Raw genomic sequence first — 20,214 nt, 5'->3', positions numbered from 1 at the left:
CTGACGGACGCGTGGGGGCACGCAGGGTGCCCGGGGCGCCTTCGGTGCCCCGGCGCGTCCTCAAGCCAAACGGCGGACGGTGCCCGCACCCCTGAGGGGTGAGGACACCGTCCGCCGTGGTCGTCCGCCCCTAGGAGGCGACGTTCTTCGCGGTCTCGGCCCGCTCGGCCTGCGTGGCCAGCTTCTCGCGGTGCAGCGCCATCCGCGCGAACACCTGCTGGTCGGTGACCGTGCGCTCGGAGCGACCGCGGCCGATGAACGTGACCGCCCAGTGCATGAGCGTGGTGACCCGGTTCTTGAAGCCGATCAGGTACACCAGGTGCACGGCCAGCCACATCAGCCAGGCGATGAAGCCGGAGAGCTGGATGCGCTCGTTGATCTTCGCCACCGCATGGAAGCGCGAGACCGTGGCCATGCTGCCCTTGTCGAAGTACTCGAACGGCGGGAGCTTCTCGCCGCCCGGGTGCTTGAGCCGGTGCTGGATGGTCTTGGCGGCGTACTTGCCGGCCTGCATCGCCACCTGGGCGACACCCGGGTAACGGTTCAGCGACATCATGTCGCCGATCACGAAGATCTCCGGGTGACCGGGGAGCGTGCAGTCTTCCTGGACCAGCACGCGACCCGCGCGGTCGGTCTCGGCGCCGGTCTGCTCGGCCAGCTGCTTGCCCAGCGGCGAGGCCTGCACGCCGGCGGCCCAGACCTTGGTGCGGGCCTCGATGCGGCGGGGGCTGCCGTCGGGGTCGATCACGTCGACACCGCCCTCGTCCACGTTCACGACCTTGACGTCGAGCTGGACCTCGACGCCCATGGTCTCGAGCTGGCTCTGCGCCTTGCGCCCCAGCTTCTCGCCGAACGGCGGGAGCACGGCCGGGGCGGCGTCGAGCAGCAGCACGCGGGCCTTGGTCGGGTCGATCTTGCGGAAGTCACGCTTGAGCGTGCGGTGCGCGAGCTCGGCGATCTGGCCGGCCATCTCGACACCGGTGGGGCCCGCGCCGACCACGACGAAGGTGAGCCACTGCTGGATCTCCTCCGGGTCTTCGGTGACCTCGGCCATCTCGAAGGCGCCGAAGATCCGGCCGCGCAGCTCGAGAGCGTCGTCGATGCTCTTCATGCCGGGCGCGAACTCGGAGAAGTGGTCGTTGCCGAAGTAGGACTGACCCGCCCCGGCGGCCACGATCAGGGTGTCGTACGGCGTCACCGTGTCGGCGCCGGTGGGGGTGCTCGAGGTGACCGTCTTCGAGGCCACGTCGATGATCGTGACCTCTCCGAGCATCACCCGGGCGTTCTTCTGGCCCTGGAGCACCTCGCGGGTCGCCGGCGCGATCTCGCCCTGGGACAGCACACCGGTCGCCACCTGGTACAGCAGCGGCTGGAAGAGGTGGTGCGAGGTCTTGGCGATGATCGTGACGTCGACGTCAGTGCGGGCCAGCTTGCGGGCGGCGAAGAGGCCGCCGAAACCGGACCCGATGATGACAACCCGTTCGCGGGCCGGTTTCACGGCCGCGTCGCGGGTCTGTGCAGGCTGGTTCGACATCGTGTCTTTTTCCACTCCCGAAGGTCTTGCCACGTGCGCTCAGTCTTGCATTGGCATCATCTGGAACAATCGGCGGCAAGGGTTTGTGCCATCTGTCCGGATCGACCGGCAGGTTTCCGCACCACTACGTCGTCGCTGCTCAGGGCGGGTTCGGCGACGTCCTCGGCGCCTTGCCGACCTCCCTGTCGGGATTGGTCGGCGGGTCTCGGCGTCGGGTTGAGCCCTCTGCCTCGGACGACTGTGTCCTGCGCCACTCCGGGCGACCGTTCGGCGCACGGAACTACCGTGCTCCTGGTCCGGCCGGTCCGTCCGTGGTCGCGGCGTCCAGTTGGTGCCACCGGCGCCGGGGCGCTGGTGGCGTGGTCCGTGGCCGGGTCTGACGTAGTGGTCGGCGTCGGCCTCTGCGTCTTGTGACCAAAGCGTATCCGGGCCCGAATCCGGGTCTCACCAGGGGGTGTACCGATGCTGCACCGGATGGTAGAGGCGCTGGGCCCGGCGGGCACGGCCAGGTGGCCGGAGCTGTGGCCCGGCTGTTCGGAACGGGAAGGAACCAGGGCCCGGAGCGGTCACGGGAGGAATTTGGTGGGCGCGGGGTGAACGGGAGGGACTCGTTCATCCCCGCGCCATGTCGTAACAATACGAGTGACCGATGAGTAAATGCAAGGATTGCAAACTCATTTTGCGCTTGTCCGGGTGAACACTTGACCGAAAGGATGAGGTCCATGGCCTCGCGCACGCCGCCGACCGTCCGAATGCGCAGACTCGCGAGCGAGCTGCGCCGGTTGCGGGGTGCTGCCGGGATGAGCCGCGAGGACGTCGCCGGACGCACCGACATCAATGTCGCCACCCTCTACCGGCTGGAGACCGCCAAGGGGCGCCCGCAGCGCCGCACGCTGACCAGCCTGCTGGAGCTCTACCAGGTCGCCCCCGAGGAGCGGGACGCGCTGTTCGCCCTGCTCAAGGCGGCCGGCGAGAAGGGCTGGGTGCAGCCGTACGCCGGGTCGATCCCGGAGGAGTACAGCATGTACATCCAGCTCGAGTCCGAGGCCGCGTCGGTGCGCAACTACGAGTCGCTGCTGATCCCCGGCCTGCTGCAGACGGCGGGCTACATCCGGTCCTCCTCGGCCGGGCAGATGCCGCTGATGCCGGCCGACCAGATCGACCTGCAGGCCAAGATCCGGGTCGGGCGTCAGGATTTGTTAACGCGCAGTAATCCCCTGGCTCTGTGGGCCATTGTCGACGAAGCGGTGTTGCATCGGGTTGTCGGAGGGCCCGATGTGATGCGTGATCAATTCGAGCACCTGCTGTCGATGATGGAATTGCCGAACGTGACTTTCCAGGTCGTGCCCTTTAGCGCCGGTTCTCACGTCGGCATGCTCGGCTCGTTCTCGCTGCTCGACTTCCCCGATCCCGACCCGACCGTGGCCTGTGTCGAAACCATGGCGGGGAGCATGTTTCGGGAGACCGAGGACGAGGTCCGGGCCTGTACTGTTGCCTTCGACCACTTGCGGGCCACGGCCGCGTCCCCTGCCGAATCAGCGCGCATGGTGACCGACCGACTGCGATGAAGGACGGAACCGGGCAATGCGAACTGACGAGCTGGCCAATGTCGTCTGGATCAAGTCCAGTCGCTCCGGCGTGAATGGGAATTGCGTGGAAGTCGCATTCCTCGGTGAGGGTCGTGTAGCTCTGCGTGACAGCAAAGACCCCGAGGGGCCGGTGCTGCGTTTCACCCGGGGTGAGTGGTCGGCGTTCGTCGACGGGGTGGCCGGGGGCGAGCTGCGCACGCCGTAGCTCGTGCTCTGCCTGGAAAGAGGGGTCCGGCTCTGGCAGCCGGGCCCCTCTTTCAGAGGGTGGGCAGTTCCTTCACCAGGTGCGCGCCCAGCCGCAGCGAGAGCGCCACGATCGTCAGCGTCGGGTTCACCGAGCCGCCGGTCGGGAACACCGAGCTGCCGGCCACGAACAGGTTCGGCACCTCGTGCACCCGGGCGTCGGCGTCCACCACGCCGGTGGCCGGGTCGGGCGACATCCGCACACCACCCAGGTGGTGGTGGTTGCCGCCCAGCAGACGGGGCTGGCCGCCGTCCCAGTCGGTCTGCGCGAACTCACCCAGCCCGGCCTCGGAGAACGCCTGCGCGTAGAGGTTGCGTGAGCGGGTGATGCGGCGGCGGTCCTCGGCGCTCCAGTGCCAGTTCAGCACCGGCACCGGCCGGCCGAACCGGTCGCGGGTGTCGCGGTCGAGCGTGATCCGGTTGTCCGGGTCGGGCGACTGCTCGGTCTGGTGCACGATCTCGAACACCCGGAACCGGCCCGCGTCCGGCTGCCGCGACCAGCCGGACAGGTCGAGGCCCGGCTGCTCGGCGATCGCCCGGCGGGCGGTGAGCAGGTTCTTCGCCCCCAGCGCGATGCGGGCGCCCAGCGCCGCCTGGTGCAGCAGCCCGGAGCCGCGGCCGGAGGGGCTGCGGATCTCGGTGTAGGCCTGCACGGCGCTGCCCGCGATCACCTCGTGCCGGGGCAGGAAGAGGCAGCTCGTGGAGAGCAGTCCCTCGCGTCGCATCCGGTCGGGGGCCACCGACAGCTTGGCCATCATCTTGGTCGAGCCCTGCCAGTGCGCGTCGTAGAGCTTGAGCCGCTCGCCGAGCTTCGCCCCGGGGCGGGCGAGGAGCATGCCGCCGCGCACCAGCGGGTGCTCCATCCAGTAGCGGCCCACCTGGTCCTTGGTGTTGCCCAGGCCGCCGGTGACCCGGTCGTCGGACATCAGCAGCAGCCGCGCGGTCTCGATACCGCCGGTGGCCAGCACCACGGCCCGGGCGCGCACGCTGTCGGTGGTGCCGTCGGTGCGGGAGAAGTGGACGCCGGTCACCCGGGTGCCCGGGGTGTCGACCTCCAGACGGGTCACGTTGGCGTCGGTGACGATCCGCACGCCGGCGGCCTGCAGCGCGCCCGAGACCTTGCGCACCCAGATCGAGGCCGGGGCGAACTGGAACATCTGGGTCTCGACGAGCGACGGGTCGAGGTCGAGGGGCTGCGCCTGCGGGGTGCTCCAGGAGTTCGGGTGGTAGGCGAACTCGCCCAGCCCGGCGATCTTCTGCGCCTTCGAGTACCAGGGGTCGAGGTCGGAGCGGGTGATCGGCCAGCCGGAGTGCGGCACCTCCTCGCGCCGCTCGAAGTCGATCGCGTCCAGCGGCGCGTAGCGGCAGCCCCGCTCACCGGCCTCCGGATCGGCGTCCACGTTGTTCATCCGGTAGCTCCACTGACCGGCCGTGCCGCCGATGCCCGAGCCCCGGGTCTGGGTGACGTCGCTCTGCGGGTAGGCGTCCTCGCCCTCGGAACGCACGTCGGCGAGCTGGCGCCAGGCCGCCTCGGAGCCGCCCTCGAGCAGCACCACCCGCACGCCGGACCCGGCCAGCACCGACGACACCGACAACCCGGCCGGACCGGCTCCGACCACGCAGACATCGGCCTCGATCACGCGGTGACCTCCGGGGCCTCGCCGTTGTGGCCGTCGAGCGACAGCCGGTTGTGCAGCGCGTTGCCCCGGCCCCAGCCGACCGCGCGCTTGAGCACCCGCAGCGCGTTCGGCGGGATGGTGCGGTTGGCCAGGACGCTCAGGCGCATCCGGCGGTCGGCCTCGGCCACGATCGCGGCCAGCTCGGCCCTCAGCTCGGGGCTGATGTCGGCGCGCTGAACGAACCGGCCGTGCGCCTGCAGGGTGGCGTCGGCGTGCTGCATGGTCAGCTGGTGCCGGCCGCCCGCGACCTCCACCAGCTGGAAACCGGAGCTGGCCGAGCCGCCGTGCACCATGTAGCCCGACAGCGGCGCGGCCAGGAAGCCGACGTCGGACCGGGCGGCGATGCGGCACCAGAGCGCGATGTCGGCGTACGGGCCGTCGGAGATGTCGAAGCGCTCACCCGCGACCATCGAGCTGCGGGTCATCACCGAGGAGACGCAGACGATGCCACCCACGGCCAGCGAGCGCCGCAGGAAGGCGACGCCGGGCTCCAGGGTGTCGGCGGTCAGGCGGGACCAGTTCTGGGTCTCGGGCTGCGGTTCGGGACCCGCGTCGAGGTACCGGAACGCGGAGTGCACGAAACCCGCACCCGGATTCGCGTCGAGGAAGGCGACCTTGGCGGCCAGGTTGCCCGGCAGCATGCTGTCGTCGTCGGGGAGCACCACCCGGTAGCGGCCGGAGCCCAGGCCCAGGCAGCGCGAGAGGTTGCCGAAGAGGCCGATGTTCGAGGGCAGCCGGTCGTAGCGCAGGCGCGGGTCGTCGAGCGACCGGACGTAGTCCTCGGTGCCGTCGGTGGACGCGTTGTCCGAGACGATGATCTCGGCGTCTTCCCAGGACTGGTCGAGCACACTACGGAGACTGCGGGCGAGCAGCTCCCGGCGGTTGAACGTGGGGATGCACACGGTCACCGCGGGCCGGTGAGTGGTCATGAGGCGCCGTTCGTGAGGACCATCGGTTTGATCCTGTCTTGATCGTGGGCCGGATGCCCGGAGCGTAGCCGCCGTATGTTTCACACACGGGGCAAGTCCGGAACCAGCCGCGCGCCGACGCCGGTGAACCCGCTGTCGGAGGACTTTAAACCGGATCTGACGGGCTTCGGAACCCCTGGTAGCGGGCCGTCACGGTTCGCCGTGCAAGTGGTTCTCCGGGCTGGTCCGAGGCCGCTCGCGACGCCACGGGGTCTCAGCAGTGGTTAGGGTCTGGGGGTGCCCACGACTGACGCTCCCAAGCCCGGCGCCGCCGGTACCCCCCGCGCTCTGCTGGTGACCAAGGAGTTCTCCGCGGTCCCGACCTCGGGCGGCACCCTGCGCACCCTCGCCATCCTGGAGACGCTGGCGACCCGCTACGACACCACCGTGGTCAGCCCCGACGGCGTGGTCGCGAAGGGGCCCGGCCGCCCGCTGGAAGAGCACCCGGGCCGCGCCTCCGGTGGAGACGCGCTGCGCCGCCTGCGCACCAGCTGGCGCTACAAGTCGCTGAGCGGGATCCGCACCGGCGGCTCGAAGCTGCTCGACAACCTCTGGAACGCGGCCGAGGGCCGCTACGACGTCGGCATCATCGACCACACCGCCCTGGCGGGCCTGACCGACGAGGTCGCCGCCGGTTGCGACCGGGTGGTCGTCAGCATGCACAACATCGAGTCCGACCTGATGAATCAGCGCGCCCAGCTGGCCACCTCGGCCAAGGCCCGGCTCGCCATGAACGCCGAGGTGCGGTTGCTGCGTCACCTCGAGGCGCACGTGGCCGACCACTACCCGGTGATGGTCTGCACCGCGGCCGACGCCCGGGCCCTCAACGCCAAACGCGGCGGGATCGTGGCCAAGAACGGCATCTTCGCCGGGCAGGTCACGCCCTCGGGCAACCGCCCGCCGAACTCGATGGTCTTCTCCGGCGCCCTCGACTGGGAGCCGAACATCGACGGCATCGTCTGGTTCTCGGAGAAGGTCTGGCCGCTGGTGCGGGCCCAGATGCCCGACGCCACGGTGACGATCGCCGGCCGTAACCCGGGCAAGGCCGTCACCGAGGCCTGCGCGCCCGACGGCATCACCCTGCTGGCCAACCCGCCGGTCATGTCCACGGTGCTCGACGCCCACCTGCTCGGCATCGTGCCGCTGCTGGCCGGCGGCGGCTCCCGCATCAAGATTCTCGAGTACCTGGCGGCGGGCATCGACATCGTCTCCACCGACGTCGGCGCCTCCGGCCTGGAGGACATCCCCTCCGAGCTGGTCGACCGCCTGGCCATCGACCCGCAGCTGTTCGCCGACACCGTGGTGGCGCGGCTGCGCTCGCCGCGCGACACCTCGGCCGTGGCCCAGGACTGGGTGAAGAAGCACTACTCGTGGGACGTCACGCTGCAGCCGCTGCTGGACTTCCTGGAGCACTGAGGACGCGTCGAGAAGGCGGCCTTCCCGGTACCCACCGGGGAGGCCGCCTTCTCGTACGAGCAGGACCGGGTCGGGCTCTCAGCCGGCCTGGCGCAGCTGGCTCTCCGAGGACGGGGCCGGAGAGGCCGTCAGCGCGGGCAGGGGCGGCAGTTCGTCGTCCTTGTAGGCGCGGTGGCCGACGTGCCAGCCCACGGCCCACAGCAGGGCGCCGGGGGAGGGGTTCTCGCGCAGCAGCTTCAGGGCCCCGGCGACCGGACCGGCCGAACGGGCGTTCTCGGACTCCTGGGTCGCCTTGATCACGGCGAGCGAGGTGGTGACGGCGGTGACGCTGGCGATCGGCTTGCTGCCGTAGCGCTGCTCGAGCAGGGCCGAGGCATGGCCGTAGTTGAGCCCCTGGCGCCACATCTTGCGGAACGAGCTGCGCAGGCGGACGTGCACGTTGACGTCGGGCGCGAAGATCAGGGCGGTGCCGGAAAGCTGCACGCGCCAGCACAGGTCGGTGTCTTCGAGCGTGCCGACGGCCTGGTCGAAACCGCCGACGGCGAGGAAGACGTCGCGCTTGATGCCCATGTTGCCGGCGCCCGCGTGCGGCAGCCCCGGGCCGAACGGGGACTCCTGCAGGCCGGTGTCCTGCTGCAGGGGGCGCGAGCGCCAGACCCGCTCGGAGTTGAGCTTGCGGGACTCGAAGCGCCCGGCGACGAACGGGTTGCGTGCCAGAGCGGCCGTCATCGTGCTCAGCCAGTCTTCGGCCACCTCGTCGTCGGCGTCGCAGAACGCCAGGAAGTCGGAGGTGGAGACGTGGGCGGCGACATTGCGGGCGTGCCCGGCGCCGGCCCGGTCGGAGGAGTCGACGATCTGGAGGCCCGGCAGCACGCTCATGTAACGCTGCGCAACAATTCGCGTGTGGTCGGTCGACCCGTTGTCGCTGATGATGACGTCCCACTCGCCGTCGTACTGCTGGCGGGACAGCGCTTCGAGTTGAATGCCGAGTGTGTCGGCAGCGTTACGGCAGGCGATCACCACGCTCACAGACGGCATGTTCGATCAGGCCTCTCCGTAGGCAACACGTACGAAACTACTCTTTCATGCTTCCATGCACATCCTAAGGCCAGCTGAGAGCCAACTGAGAGAAGTGCATGTCTAGTTAAGGGCCTTGGCCTGTGTTGTACCTGGCAATCACCACCGCGTCAGCCGTTTGGCCGATCTGGTTTTGCGTTAAGTCCGTCTTGATGCTCTTTAGGTGGTCTTGTGGGTTGCCGGTAGGTGAGTTCCAGAAGAACGAGGGTGTCGCGAAACCGGGGGACGCGGCGGCCGGGCCCCGGAAAAACGACCGGGTTTGCGCTCGGCGGGCACCCGGGCAGTCCTCGGCGGGGCCCCTGGCGAAAATCACAGCGAGTAGCGACGCCGCAAGTGCACCCCTGACTCGCCCATTGACGCGTCCGCCTCGCTGCCGGACGCTCGTGACCTGGCTCGGGTGCGCTGCCACATTCTGCTCGTAGGACGCGAAAGGCTAGTCTCGGGGCTTCGGTCGGCGTCACGGCGAGGAAGCAGACCCGGTCCGGCAGGTCCGCGCGTTCACGAAAAGGTGACTTATGTTGTTCGTTCCCGCTCCGGCCTCGCCCGGGAACCGGCCGTGATGCCCGGTCAGGACGACACCGGTCCGGTGGCGGTGCAGACCACCTCGGGCGACAACTACGCCGGCCGCAGCCGGATGCTCTGGACGTTCTCCGACCAGGCGCTCTCCAGTCTCACCAACGCGGCCCTGTCGATCGTGGTCGCCCGTGCGGTCGCACCCGGCGTGTTCGGCTCGTTCGCCCTGGCCCTGCTCACCTACGGCTTCGTGGTCGGCCTGGTCCGGGCCTTCGTGGGTGAGCCGTACATGGTCCGGTTCAGCGCGGCCAACGCGTCCGAGCGCCGCCGGGGCACCGCCTGGGCCACCGGCGCCGCACTCGTGATGGGTGTGGCCGCCGGGCTGGTCTGCCTGGTCGTGGCCCTGGTCGCGTCGCTGTTCAGCGGTTCCGCGGCGGCTGCCTTCACCGCGCTGGCGATCTCGCTGCCCGGTCTGGTGCTGCAGGACACCTGGCGGCACCTGTTCTTCGCGGCCGGCCGCCCGGCCTCGGCCACGATGAACGACCTGACCTGGGCCGTGCTGCAGTTCGGCGCTCTCGGGTTCCTGTTCCTGACCGGCAAGCCCTCGGTCTTCGTGATCACGCTCGCCTGGGGGCTCTCGGCCCTGGTCGGGGCGATCCTGGGCTGGCAGCAGACCGGGGTGGCACCCTCACCGCGCAGGGCGAAGGCGTGGGTGCAGGAGACCAAGGACCTCAGCTACCCGCTCGGCCTCGGCTACGCGATCAACACCGGGGCGGTGAACGCGGTCACCTACCTGATCGGCTTCATCGTCGGTGTGGTCGCGGTCGGTGCCATGCGCGCAGCCCAGACCCTGCTCGGCCCGCTGAACCTGCTGTTCGCCGGGTTCAACGCCTTCATCCTGCCGCTGATGTCGCGGGCGGCGGTGCGCGGTGAGCGCCTGCTGCGCCTCGCGATCCTGTGCAGCGCGGCCCTTTCCACCATCACCGCGATCTGGGTCACCGCACTGGTGGTGCTGCCCGACAGCATCGGCGTGAAGATCCTGAAGGACAACTGGGACGGCGCGGCCAAGGTCATGCTGCCGTCCGGCCTGGTGCTGCTCGCCGGTGCGGCGGTGCTCGGGGCCAGCAGCGCGCTGGTCTCCCTGGGCCGTTCCGACCTGATGCTGCGGATCACCCGGATCCAGGCGCCCCTGATGCTGGTGCTCGGTCTGGCCGGGGCCTGGGCCGGAGGCGTCGTGCTCGGTGTCTACGGGCTGGCGGCGGCCCAGACCATGGGCCTGGTCTACTGCTGGGTGCTGCTGCTGAAGGCCGACGGCGACCCGCGCCGCGGGCTGGCGGACCCCGAGCCGGCCTGAGGCCTTGACTCCCTGAGGCATTGAGTCCCTGAGGTCGGTGTCAGGCCCTTCGGGGCTGTCCCGGTCCGGCCTCACCCGGCCTGACCGGGACGGATACCCGTCCCGGTCAGGTGACCGACGCGTCCGTCATGGGTGAGAGTTCTTCACCGCCACATCGATTCGAGAACGCGCAGACGCTCGGCGTGCTTGCGCACCCCGATCTCGACCAGGCCCGGCTCGTCGGCGTAGAAGGCCAGGTGGGCGGTGACCACGTCGGAGCGGCTGAACGTGCCCTCGGGCGTGATCCACTCGCCCCGGGTGTCGGCGTCGGGCTCGCCGCCCAGCGCCCGCACGATCTGCGGCTCGAGCGGGGCCGAGGTGTGGTCGAGGTAGAACTGCCGCGAGTCCAGCACCCGGTCGGCGTCCGCGTACCCGAGCTGGGTCAGGAGCTGGCGGGCCACCTGCGTCACCAGGCCGTTGACCGGGTGGTTCAGCGTGCGGAAGCTGGTGGTCGGGTGCTCGGCGATGATCGGGGTCAGCCGTGCCGTGAGCTCCGACTCGCGCTTGGCCAGCTCGCCCAGCGAGCGCTCGGCGTTGCTGCGCACCCAGTCCGGGTCGAGCACCAGCTCGTCGAGCTTGCGCAGCGTGGTGGTGGCGTTCCAGCCCTTGCTCGCCGCGTAGAGGTGACGCAGGTCGTGGTACTCGGTGATCGGGGCGGACGCGTTGATCGCGGTGCCCTCGCGGTTCACGTACACGTGGAACGGGAACGGGCCCTCGAAGTAGGCCACCGGGTAGCCGAGCGTGCGGGCCGTCGAGGGCAGCTTCTGGGCCAGCTCGGTGGTGCCCAGGGCCATGCCGCGGTAGCCCGGCTTCACGTTCTGCGCGATGAAGACCTCGACCTCGGGCAGCCGGGCCTCGATCAGCTCGAGCTCCTTGGCCGAGATCTCGTGCACCGCCGGGATTCGCAGCAGCTGGTAGCGCTCCGCGAAGCCGGGGTGGGTGACCAGCACCCGGCGCAGCGCCTCGGCCTGGCAGTTGCCGAACACCAGAGCGATCGGACGGTGGTCGCGCCGCAGCTGGGCGGGCATGTAGAGGTCTCGGTGCACCGCGACGCTCAGGGCGGGCGCCGGGAGGGCGCGGGCAACCGTACGACGGATCAGGCTCATCAGCACTCTCGATCTGTGCGGCGAGGATCGGCCGCGGCTTCGGCTTCCGGGGGCGTTCGAGCATAGTTCAGCACCGCTGCGCCCACCGCGTCGTTGCGGCCGACGATCGACACCCGCTCAGCCACCCCTCAGGGGTAGTTGCCTACCTTTGGGTGACTTCACTGTTCAACATCCTGCCCCCGAAGGATCATCCGGACCATGGCGGTCGTCAGTACGCACGGCCGGGCGGAGACGACCCCGTCCGGTCCTCGCCCCTCCCGGCGGCTCGGGCTCCGGCTCCTCGCCGTCGCGGTGGTGCTCCTGCTCGTGGTGGCCGCGGCCGTCGTGTGGTACCTGCGCCGCCCCGACCCGGCGCTGTCCGGGCCGGTCCTCGACCGGCCGCCGGTGACGACCCGCGTGGGGGTGTTCCGGGGCACGGAACCGGCCGAGGTCCGGTCGTTCGCGACCTGGCTGGGCCGTGACGTGGACTACGTCGTCGACTTCTCCACCCGCGAGACCTGGTCGGACATCGCCGATCCGGAGTACATGATCGAGGCCTGGGCCAAGACGCCCTACCGCCCCGTGTACTCGCTGGCCATGCTGCCGGAGGCGACCGACGACACGATGGAACGGGGCGCGGCGGGGGAGTACGACCAGTACTTCACGCAGCTGGCGACCAACCTGGTGGAGGGCGGCCAGGAAGACGCGATCCTGCGGCTGGGCTGGGAGTTCAACCTGGAGGGCTCGCGCTGGGCCACGGACGACCCGGACGTGTTCATCGCCTACTGGCGGCACGTCGTGACCGCCATGCGCGCCGTGCCCGGGCAGGAGTTCGAGTTCGACTGGAACCCGAACAACGGCAAGAACACCTACGACGCGGTCGACTACTACCCCGGCAACGACGTCGTCGACTACATCGGGATCGACGCCTACGACAACGCCTGGGGCCTGTTCACCTACCCCTACCCGGACGACTGCGACGCCGGGTGCCGGGCGGGCCGGCAGGAGAACGCCTGGAACCGGGCGATCTACGGCGGGCACCGGGGACTGCACTTCTGGTCGCAGTACGCGGCGCGCAAGGGGAAGCCGATGTCCCTGCCGGAGTGGGGTCTCTGGGACCGGGAGGACGACCACGGCGGTGGCGACGACCCGGACTACCTGCGCCGCATGCACGAGTTCATCGCCGACCCGGAGAACCGGGTGGCCTACCAGGCGTACTTCGAGGTCGACGGGCACGACGGACCGCACCGCCTGATGACGACGTACCCGCAGGCCGGGCAGGTCTTCCGGGAGCTGTTCGGGGCGTCGGCCGGGTGATCGACCCGGGGCTCGGGGAGTGGTTCCGGGTCGGCCGTGCGGACGGCCGGGTAGAGACGAACGGTTAGTCTGGGGCGCCGGAGATGTACCGGCCCGCCGTCTGCGCGGTGACATCCATCGGAAAGGTGTGCGTGAATGCCCGGCCGCACCTGCGCACCCGTTCCCGTCCCGCGTCCCTCCCACCGCCGTCGCTCCGGCACCCCGGTGACCTGACGTGGTGGTGACCGGCCGGCACCTGGCCCCCGACCCCTCGGACCTCGTGGCCGAGGTGGACATGCCGCAGTCCGGCCGCAGCCGGATGATCTGGACCTTCTCCGACCAGGCCCTGTCCAGTCTGAAGAACTTCGCGCTGGTTCTGGTGATCGGCCGCGAGCTGAGCGCCGAGCGGTTCGGCGCGTTCTCGCTGGCGCTGGTGACCTTCTCGTTCTTCATCGGGCTGGGCCGCAGCGCCGTCGGTGACGCCTACGTGGTCCGGTTCACCGACGCGGAACGGCACGTGCGCCGGCGGGCCACCCGCCAGGCCACCGGGGCCGGGCTCACCCTGGGCGTCGTCAGCGCGCTGATCTGCGCGGTCATGGGCTTCTTCTTCAGCGGCGACAGCCGGATGGGCCTGCTCGCCCTGGCGCTGTCGATGCCGGGCCTGATGCTGCAGGAGATCTGGCGCAGCATCTTCTTCGCCGAGGGCCGGCCGCGCTCGGCCACGATCAACGACGGGATCTGGACCGCGGTGCAGTTCGGCCTGCTGGTCGTGCTGCTGTCGTCCGGTTCCGAGTCCATCTTCCTGATCACCCTGGCCTGGGGCGGGGCCGCGATGGTGGCCGCCGTCGTCGGGATCGTGCAGGCCCGGGTGGTGCCCGACCCGTTCGAGGCCCTCGCCTGGTACCGCGAGACCCGCGAGATCAACGTCAAGATGGGCCTCGACTTCGCCTTCAACCAGGGCGCCACCACGCTCGTCGGGTACGCGATCGTGGGCATCGTCGGCACCACCGCGCTGGGGGCGATCCGGGCGGCGCAGACCCTGCTCGGGCCGCTCAACCTCTTCTTCTCCGGGTGCGCCGCCTTCGGGCTGCCGTTGCTCACCCGCACCGCGCAGACCGGGCGCTCGCTGCTCAAGCAGACCCTGACGATCAGCATCGTGATCTGCGGGACGGCCTGTGTCTGGCTGCTGCTCCTGATCGCCGTGCCGCAGTCGCTGGGGGCGGTGCTCTTCGGTGACAACTGGGCGAACGCCCGCGAGGTGCTGCTGCCGATGGGCCTGGTCACGGTCACCGTGGCCTTCGCCTACGGGGCCAGCCTGGGGCTCAAGGCCCTGCGCCGGGCCGACCAGATGTTGCGGGTGACGTTCATGCAGGCCCCGCTGATGCTGGGCCTGGGCGCTCTGGGCGGTGCGGTGGCGAGTGCCCAGGGCGCGGCCTGGGGCATGGCCGTCGCGCAGACGGTCGGGCTCTTCGCCTCGTGGTTCATCTTCCTGCGGGCCAACGGGGCGCCGCGGGAGTGGACCGAGGACGGGCCGCAGAGCCAGGTGGTGGACGTCCGGTCGGCGGGTGAGCGGCCGGGGTACGACGGGCCCGGGTACAGCGGGTCCGGGTACAGCGGGCCTGAGTACAGCGGATCTGAGTACGACGGGCCTGAGTACGACGGGCCCGGGTACGACGAGGAGGCCGAACGGCCTTACGGCGGGCGGGCTCTCGAGCCGTACGACCAGTCTCGCGAGCAGCCTTACGACCAGTCCTACGAACCGCCCTACGGCCAGCCTCACGAACGGCCTCACGAACGGTCTCACGAACAGCCGCAGTACGCCGGGCAGTTGCTGGGTGGCCCGCGGTACGACGAGCCGTACGACCAGTACGACGACCGGGCCTACGACGAGCGGGTCCGGAACGGTCGCGAGAACCCGGGGCGCGGCAGCAGCGAGCGTGAGGACGTGGTGTACGGCGACCGCGGGTCCGCGGGCCCGGTTCGGGGAGGCCGGGTCCACGACAACCAGGCGCACGGCGGCCAGGGGTACGACATCCAGGCTTACGACGTTCGGGGCCACGACAGGGCGACTTACGGCGCCCAGGCTCACAACGGCCAGGCTCACAACGGCCAGGCTCACAACGGCCAGGCTCACAACGGCGAGGCTCACAACGGCCAGGCTCACAACGGCCAGGCTTTCGATGACCAGGCTTACGACGCTAGGGGTCGCGACGCTCGGGGTGCTGGCGGTCGGGGTGACGGTGGCCGGGGTGATGGTGGCCGGAGTGACGGCGGTCGGGGTCACGAACGTGGATACGGCAACCCGGTTTACGACGATCGCCAGCCTTCTCGCGACCCCCGGTTCGCTCCGGGCGCGCGCACCCGGGACCAGGACGGGCAGGACCGCCGGCCTCGACCGGAGACGGATCAGACCTTCTTCATGCCGCCGCTCCCGCACGAGCCGGGCCCCGGACCCGAGCCGCTGAGGCACCCGCGTCCGGCCGCCGGTCGTACCGGCCCGCCCCGTCCGTCCACCCCGGCCCGTCCGTCCAACCCGTCCGCATCGGCCTGGCCGTCCGCGTCGGCCTGGCCGGACGAAGAGGAGGAGAGCCACTCCACCGATCCTCGGGACCGGTGGAGGTAGCCCTCCTCCTGGTGGTGCTCGGTGGAACCGGCTGACCTCAGCCGACTCCGGCCTTGTCGCGCCGGACCACCGCGGCCAGTGCGTCCGAGACCCCGACGGTGACCGGCTTGCCCCACAGACTCGTCATCAGCCACGCCAGCACGATCGTGTGTGGCTGCAGGAGACTGCCGGACAGGAAGAAGATCATGATCGTGATCGCGGTCGGGACAACCGGTATCGGTGGTCCGCGGTAGATCGAGACCAGCAGGAAGCCCACGAAGAAGACCATGGCGACCAGGCCGTACTCGAAGGCCGTCTTGGGCAGGATCGTGTAGACGACCGCGTCACCACCCGACCGGGCCGAGGTGAGCAGCCGGTCGGACGATCCGGGACCCGCCCCGACGAAGAGCCGTGAGGTGTCTTCGGCCAGGGCTTTCGAGACTTCGGTGTACGGCTGCACGAACCGGATGTAGCCCGACGAACCCTGCTGGGACGTCTCGTTCCTCCGGTCGAGCAGGATGTCCGCGGCCGGTGTGGCGAACACGATCGCCAACCCCACGGCACCGGCCAGCACGTAGGTGGGACGGATGCGGTTGGGGGCCACGACGACCATCACCAGCACGCTGACGACGAGCAGCAGGATGCCGGTTCCGGACAGCGTGGCGGCCATGCCGACGCCGAGAACCGCCGGTTGCCAGGCCGAGGCCCGGATCATCAGCGAGAGCACCAGGGCCAGGGCCAGGTACTGACAGAGGAACGACGGCTCGAGGAAGACGAAGGCGTTGGCCTTGGTCGTCGGGTCGTTCCAGGCCAGTTCGTACGAGGTGTTGTAGTTCTGGGCCAGGAAGTTCTCCGGCACCCAGGACAGGATGTAGTCCTTGTAGACCCAGGCCCCGGAGAGCTGGGCGGCCATCTGCCCCAGGCCGACCACGGCGGCGACCAGCATGATCCGCACGAAGAGCCGCGCGAGCGGCACGTACAGATCACGGAACTGGGCGCTGATGCAGAAGATCCACGGCAGGTAGATCATCAGCAGCAACAACACCGAGTTGATCGAGATGAAGTTGCCGAGCATGCCGGAGACGTACGTGGCGATCATGATCAGCGCCGCCGAGGCGATGAACAGCTCGCTGCGCACCCGGTTGTAACGCACCCCGCCCCGGGCCCGGGCCGCCGCGACCGCCACGTACGAGGCGACCAGCGGCAGGGAGATCGGCAATCCACCCAGTGGGAGCGTGAACCGCTGCCCGATCACGGCCACGATCAGCGTGATCTGCAGAACCCGCAGGATGTACTTGCGGTCGGCCTCGCTGACCGGACGCGTCGCCAGGGCGTCGACCAGCCGCAGCCGGCCGGAGCGCTCGTCGTAACTGGCGAGCGCGTCCAGCGTGGGCTGCGGGCTGGAGGACGAACGCCTCCAGCGGGTGCGGGACTGCCGGGTCAGCCGGCCGGTCGTGGCCGGGACCCGGCCGGTGCCGGGCCCGGGGGCGGGGACGTCACTCACGCTCTGGTCACCGTGCGGCCGCCCACGCTGGCCCGGCCGGTGGTCACTCCGAGGATGTAGCTCCAGTGCTCGGTGGCCCGGCCCTTGTCGCCCTTGGCCAGGGCCAGCGCGATGCGGGGCGTGTAGCCCAGCGCGAGCGCCAGCCGGATGCCGCGGGCGGTCTCGGTGCTGTTGTGCTGGGCCACGTACCGAGCCATCGAGGCACCGCGCAGGCGCAGCATCTCCTTGGACGGGGCGCCCGAGTTACCGGCCGCGTGCTGCACCAGGACATCGGTGCGCAGCAGCTGCGACAGGTTCTTCTCGCGCACCGCCCGGCCGAACGCGACGTCTTCGTTGTAGACGTAGAACTGCTCGTCGAAACCGCCGAGGCCGATGAAGGTGCTGACCCGCACCGCCATGCAGGCGCCCGTGGTCCAGTCCACCGAGATCGGCAGGTAGGGCCGCGGCTTGGCGAAAAGCCCGGCCTGGGGCGCGATCTTGTGCAGGCCGACCGCGTGCACCAGGGCGCGGCGCAGGGTCGGCTCCCAGCCACCGGTGCCGATCTCGACCGAGCCGTCGCCGGAGACCGTGGTCGCCGCGGCGGAGGCCAGGTTCGGCTCGGCGGCCAGCGCCGAGACCAGGCTGTCGAGGCCGGCGAGCGTCGGCCGGCAGTCCGGGTTGACGAAGATCACATACTCGTAGGCCGAGCTGCGTGCGCCCGCGTTCGCCGCCACGGCGAACCCTTGCCCGGCACCTTCCAGGTAACGGGCGTTCGGGCGGTCTTGGATGAGCTCGCGCAGATTGTCGGCTCCGCGCGCGTTGTCCACGAGGGCGAAGGGCAGGTCTGCGGGCAGACCGGCCAGCAGCCCTTCTACCTGTGACCGGCTGTTGTAGCTGACGATGATCAGCTCGTAAGCGGGTGCGGCCCCGTCCTGGGCGCCTGAATCCACGTCACTCCTCAAGTGAAGAGGCCTGCTCGGCAGGCCGCGACATGCTCTCCGTGACGGCGCAGAGGCACTGCGTCATCGGCATGCATCCGATCGTTGCAATGAGAGGGGACGGACAGTCTGAGACTGTTCATCCCTGCCGCTCTGGCTGGGCGTTCGTGTCACACTGATGCAGGTATGAGGGTAGCTCCCGTGGAGAGAAACCTGTCCGGCTACGGGCGCTGAACCCCGTTCGGCGGACCAGGCCGGGGCGTCCGGGAGCCGTTCGATTTTCACGACCAGGAGGACTACACGTGCAGGACGTCTTGGCGCGCCAGCCCGACCGCAGCGCTGCCGCGGAAGAGGCGCCGAGCCTGGTGAATGCCATCATGCGGGAGCGCTGGGTGGTTCTGGCCTGCGTCGTGATCGCCGCCCTTCTGGGGATCGGGCTGAGCACGCTGCAGTCGCCGCAGTACGAGGCGAGCAGCACGATGTTCCTCAACAACAAGGGCGATTTCGATCCGCTCGCGACGGCCGGCAGCACCCAGGACATCGACCGCTTCCTGTCCAACCAGGTGGCTCAGATCGAGGCCGAGTCGGTGCTCGACGCAGCGAAGAAGGAGCTGGGCGAAGACTCGCTCAGCGTCCAGGAGTTCGCGTCGCGCATCACCGTGGTGCAGTCCGAGACGGCCAGCGTGATCACGGTCACCGCCACCTCGGGCACCGACACCGGTGCCGCCGCCGCGGCCGACGCGGTGGTCAAGGCCTACCGCGCGGTGCGGGCCCAGCAGATCAGCGACACGGTCGACAGCGCGGTGCAGCAGAACAGCACCGGCGTCGCGGCCAGCACGATCCGCGCCTCGGCCGCGGCCTACGGCGACGGCGTCACCTACGTCCAGGCGGCGTCGGTCCCGGCGGGCAAGTCCTCGCCGCAGCCGATTCGCAACGCGCTCATCCTGGCGCTGGTCGGCCTGATCGCCGGCACCGGATACGCCCTCTACACGCAGTCGTTCTCGCGCCGTAAGGTCGGTCCGGCCGAGGCCAGCGCCATCTTCGGCGCCCCGGTGCTGAGCGAGGTGCCCGACCGGGGCCGCATCGGTTCCGACGACTCGATCGCCGCCGCCTACTCCGAGCCCGGAGACGCGTACCGGATGGCCGCGGTGGGTCTCGACTACATCCGCGGAACGGCGCCCGGTGTCTTCCTGATCACGGCTCCGCACGACGGTGCCGGTTCCAGCCTCACCGCGCTGAACCTGGCCGCGGCCGCCGCCGACCACGGTCGTCGCGTGTTCCTGCTGAACATCGAAGACACGGTGCGTCCCCAGTCGCAGGCCGACAGCGGCATCTCCCGGGTCCCGCTGCACGACCTGGCCCAGGGGCACATCGACCTCGGCCACGCGGTCGAGCGAAAGGCCGCCTCCCGCGCCCAGTTCGGCGTCATCCGCCTGCAGGTGCTGCAGCCGGTGCAGGGGCACCCGGTGCCCGACGTGCAGTCGATCCTCGACCAGCTGCCCGACGACACCGACCTGGTCCTGATCGACGCGCCGCCGCTGCCCGCGTCCTCCGCCTCGTTCGTGCTGGCCGGTCAGGTCGACGCCGCGGTCGTCGTGATCGACGACGTCACCACCCCGGCCGACCTCGAGGAGCTGCAGCGCCGCTGCCGTCTCGCCGGGATCCCGGTCGCCGGTGTCCTGGTCAACCACATCCGCCGGTCCAGCAACCTGGTCACCCGTCGTCGCCAGCGCGCGGCCATGGGCTCGCTGCCCGACCGGATGTACGACACCTCGCCCCGGGGGCTGCCCATCCTCAGTGCCCCGGCCGGCGACCAGCGCGACCCCGCGTACTCGTCCTCCGGCGGTCGTGGCGGCTACCGCGACGACGCCTACAACACCGGTGGTCAGGGTTACGGCGGTGGCCAGGCCCGCGGAGACAGCGGTGAACTGCCGTGGTCGGCCGTCACCGGTGGGGCTCCTGACGACGACCCGAGTTCACGCCGCCGTCACCGCTGAGCCGGTGGGCTCCGGTGCCCACCGGAGTCGGTAGCACCACGAAAGATCAGCAGGCACGGGTGTTCCTGTGATCACCGAGCGTAGAAGCTCGGTGGCTACAGGCCCGTGCCTGATCTGTTTTGGTACCGCTGAAGCCGGGGCGGCGATATGCTCTTATGTGCCCTTTAAGGGGAATTTTCGAGGATCCAACAGGACGGGGTCGTGACAGGTCCCGTCGTTATGCTCTGCCCCGTGATCCCGTTCCCATCAGACGACTTGGGAGATCAACCGGCCGTGGCGTCATGTGTCAGTACCCCGCTGGTTGTTCGGATGCTCCATGTCTGACCGGATCACGGAGACCGACCCGTCCGGGATGCACCGCAGGTCCTCCAAACACCTCAATTCCCCGGCCGAACGGTCGA

14 protein-coding genes are annotated in these 20,214 nt (G+C 69.9%); 7 read left to right on the top strand and 7 right to left on the bottom strand.

Going from position 1 to position 20,214, the window contains the following annotated elements; all coding sequences use genetic code 11:
- Positions 1-130 precede the first annotated feature (130 nt).
- On the bottom strand, positions 131-1,534 hold the full coding sequence (locus J2S57_RS08630; protein ID WP_307240308.1) for an NAD(P)/FAD-dependent oxidoreductase: 1,404 nt from the start codon (positions 1,532-1,534) through the stop codon (positions 131-133).
- A gap of 722 nt (positions 1,535-2,256) precedes the next feature.
- On the opposite strand from J2S57_RS08630, the gene J2S57_RS08625 reads away from it, so the two are divergent.
- Both J2S57_RS08625 and J2S57_RS08620 read left to right on the top strand, forming a co-directional pair.
- Positions 2,257-3,102: a helix-turn-helix domain-containing protein gene (locus tag J2S57_RS08625; RefSeq protein ID WP_307240306.1), complete on the top strand. Its 846-nt coding sequence runs from the start codon at positions 2,257-2,259 to the stop codon at positions 3,100-3,102.
- Positions 3,103-3,118: 16 nt separating this feature from the next.
- Positions 3,119-3,328 carry a DUF397 domain-containing protein gene (locus J2S57_RS08620; RefSeq protein ID WP_307240304.1) on the top strand — a complete coding sequence of 70 codons (210 nt, stop codon included), beginning with the start codon at positions 3,119-3,121 and terminating at the stop codon, positions 3,326-3,328.
- Between the two features lie 52 nt (positions 3,329-3,380).
- Here the strand turns inward: J2S57_RS08620 and J2S57_RS08615 are convergent, their stop codons facing one another.
- Positions 3,381-5,006 (bottom strand): FAD-dependent oxidoreductase, encoded by a 1,626-nt coding sequence (locus tag J2S57_RS08615; RefSeq protein ID WP_307240301.1) that lies wholly within the window; start codon positions 5,004-5,006, stop codon positions 3,381-3,383.
- Complete coding sequence (locus J2S57_RS08610) at positions 5,003-5,974, bottom strand: glycosyltransferase family 2 protein (RefSeq protein WP_307240299.1); 972 nt, start codon at positions 5,972-5,974, stop codon at positions 5,003-5,005. The genes J2S57_RS08615 and J2S57_RS08610 overlap by 4 nt, the downstream gene beginning before the upstream one ends.
- A gap of 276 nt (positions 5,975-6,250) precedes the next feature.
- Between J2S57_RS08610 and J2S57_RS08605 the strand changes: the two genes are divergently transcribed.
- Positions 6,251-7,429, top strand: coding sequence for a glycosyltransferase (locus J2S57_RS08605; RefSeq protein WP_307240297.1), 1,179 nt, complete (start codon positions 6,251-6,253; stop codon positions 7,427-7,429).
- 78 nt (positions 7,430-7,507) lie between these two features.
- On the opposite strand, the gene J2S57_RS08600 is transcribed toward J2S57_RS08605, so the two are convergent.
- Positions 7,508-8,458, bottom strand: a complete 951-nt coding sequence (locus J2S57_RS08600; protein ID WP_307240295.1) for a glycosyltransferase family 2 protein — start codon at positions 8,456-8,458, stop codon at positions 7,508-7,510.
- A 607-nt stretch (positions 8,459-9,065) separates the two neighbouring features.
- Here J2S57_RS08600 and J2S57_RS08595 point away from each other — a divergent pair.
- The gene (locus tag J2S57_RS08595) at positions 9,066-10,373 is read left to right on the top strand and encodes an MATE family efflux transporter (protein ID WP_307240292.1); all 1,308 of its coding nucleotides are present in this window, start codon (positions 9,066-9,068) and stop codon (positions 10,371-10,373) included.
- A 143-nt stretch (positions 10,374-10,516) separates the two neighbouring features.
- On the opposite strand, the gene J2S57_RS08590 is transcribed toward J2S57_RS08595, so the two are convergent.
- Complete coding sequence (locus J2S57_RS08590) at positions 10,517-11,518, bottom strand: WcbI family polysaccharide biosynthesis putative acetyltransferase (protein ID WP_307240290.1); 1,002 nt, start codon at positions 11,516-11,518, stop codon at positions 10,517-10,519.
- A gap of 198 nt (positions 11,519-11,716) precedes the next feature.
- Here J2S57_RS08590 and J2S57_RS08585 point away from each other — a divergent pair, with 198 nt between their 5' ends.
- Positions 11,717-12,814, top strand: coding sequence for a glycoside hydrolase family 26 protein (locus J2S57_RS08585; RefSeq protein ID WP_307240287.1), 1,098 nt, complete (start codon positions 11,717-11,719; stop codon positions 12,812-12,814).
- Positions 12,815-13,028: 214 nt separating this feature from the next.
- Entirely contained in the window at positions 13,029-15,416 is a 2,388-nt protein-coding gene (locus J2S57_RS08580) for an MATE family efflux transporter (RefSeq protein WP_307240285.1), read from the top strand.
- A 37-nt stretch (positions 15,417-15,453) separates the two neighbouring features.
- On the opposite strand, the gene J2S57_RS08575 is transcribed toward J2S57_RS08580, so the two are convergent.
- Both J2S57_RS08575 and J2S57_RS08570 read right to left on the bottom strand, forming a co-directional pair.
- Positions 15,454-16,899 carry a hypothetical protein gene (locus J2S57_RS08575; protein ID WP_307240283.1) on the bottom strand — a complete coding sequence of 482 codons (1,446 nt, stop codon included), beginning with the start codon at positions 16,897-16,899 and terminating at the stop codon, positions 15,454-15,456.
- On the bottom strand, positions 16,896-17,828 hold the full coding sequence (locus J2S57_RS08570) for a glycosyltransferase (RefSeq protein WP_307240281.1): 933 nt from the start codon (positions 17,826-17,828) through the stop codon (positions 16,896-16,898). The genes J2S57_RS08575 and J2S57_RS08570 overlap by 4 nt, the downstream gene beginning before the upstream one ends.
- Positions 17,829-18,118: 290 nt before the next feature.
- Between J2S57_RS08570 and J2S57_RS08565 the strand changes: the two genes are divergently transcribed.
- Positions 18,119-19,813 carry a Wzz/FepE/Etk N-terminal domain-containing protein gene (locus J2S57_RS08565; RefSeq protein ID WP_307240279.1) on the top strand — a complete coding sequence of 565 codons (1,695 nt, stop codon included), beginning with the start codon at positions 18,119-18,121 and terminating at the stop codon, positions 19,811-19,813.
- Positions 19,814-20,214 lie beyond the last annotated feature (401 nt).

It is taken from the genome of Kineosporia succinea, assembly GCF_030811555.1.
Lineage (GTDB): Bacteria > Actinomycetota > Actinomycetes > Actinomycetales > Kineosporiaceae > Kineosporia > Kineosporia succinea.
The sequence above is the reverse complement of the archived record's forward strand: the minus strand, read 5'-3'. Positions and strand labels throughout refer to the sequence as shown.

What these genes read in the sequence shown, in the direction of transcription:
- J2S57_RS08630 (WP_307240308.1), bottom strand. Translation starts at nt 1,534, where the DNA reads ATGTCGAACCAGCCTGCACAGACCCGCGACGCGGCCGTGAAACCGGCC.
- J2S57_RS08625 (WP_307240306.1), top strand. Translation starts at nt 2,257, where the DNA reads ATGGCCTCGCGCACGCCGCCGACCGTCCGAATGCGCAGACTCGCGAGC.
- J2S57_RS08620 (WP_307240304.1), top strand. Translation starts at nt 3,119, where the DNA reads ATGCGAACTGACGAGCTGGCCAATGTCGTCTGGATCAAGTCCAGTCGC.
- J2S57_RS08610 (WP_307240299.1), bottom strand. Translation starts at nt 5,974, where the DNA reads ATGACCACTCACCGGCCCGCGGTGACCGTGTGCATCCCCACGTTCAAC.
- J2S57_RS08595 (WP_307240292.1), top strand. Translation starts at nt 9,066, where the DNA reads ATGCCCGGTCAGGACGACACCGGTCCGGTGGCGGTGCAGACCACCTCG.
- J2S57_RS08590 (WP_307240290.1), bottom strand. Translation starts at nt 11,518, where the DNA reads ATGAGCCTGATCCGTCGTACGGTTGCCCGCGCCCTCCCGGCGCCCGCC.
- J2S57_RS08585 (WP_307240287.1), top strand. Translation starts at nt 11,717, where the DNA reads ATGGCGGTCGTCAGTACGCACGGCCGGGCGGAGACGACCCCGTCCGGT.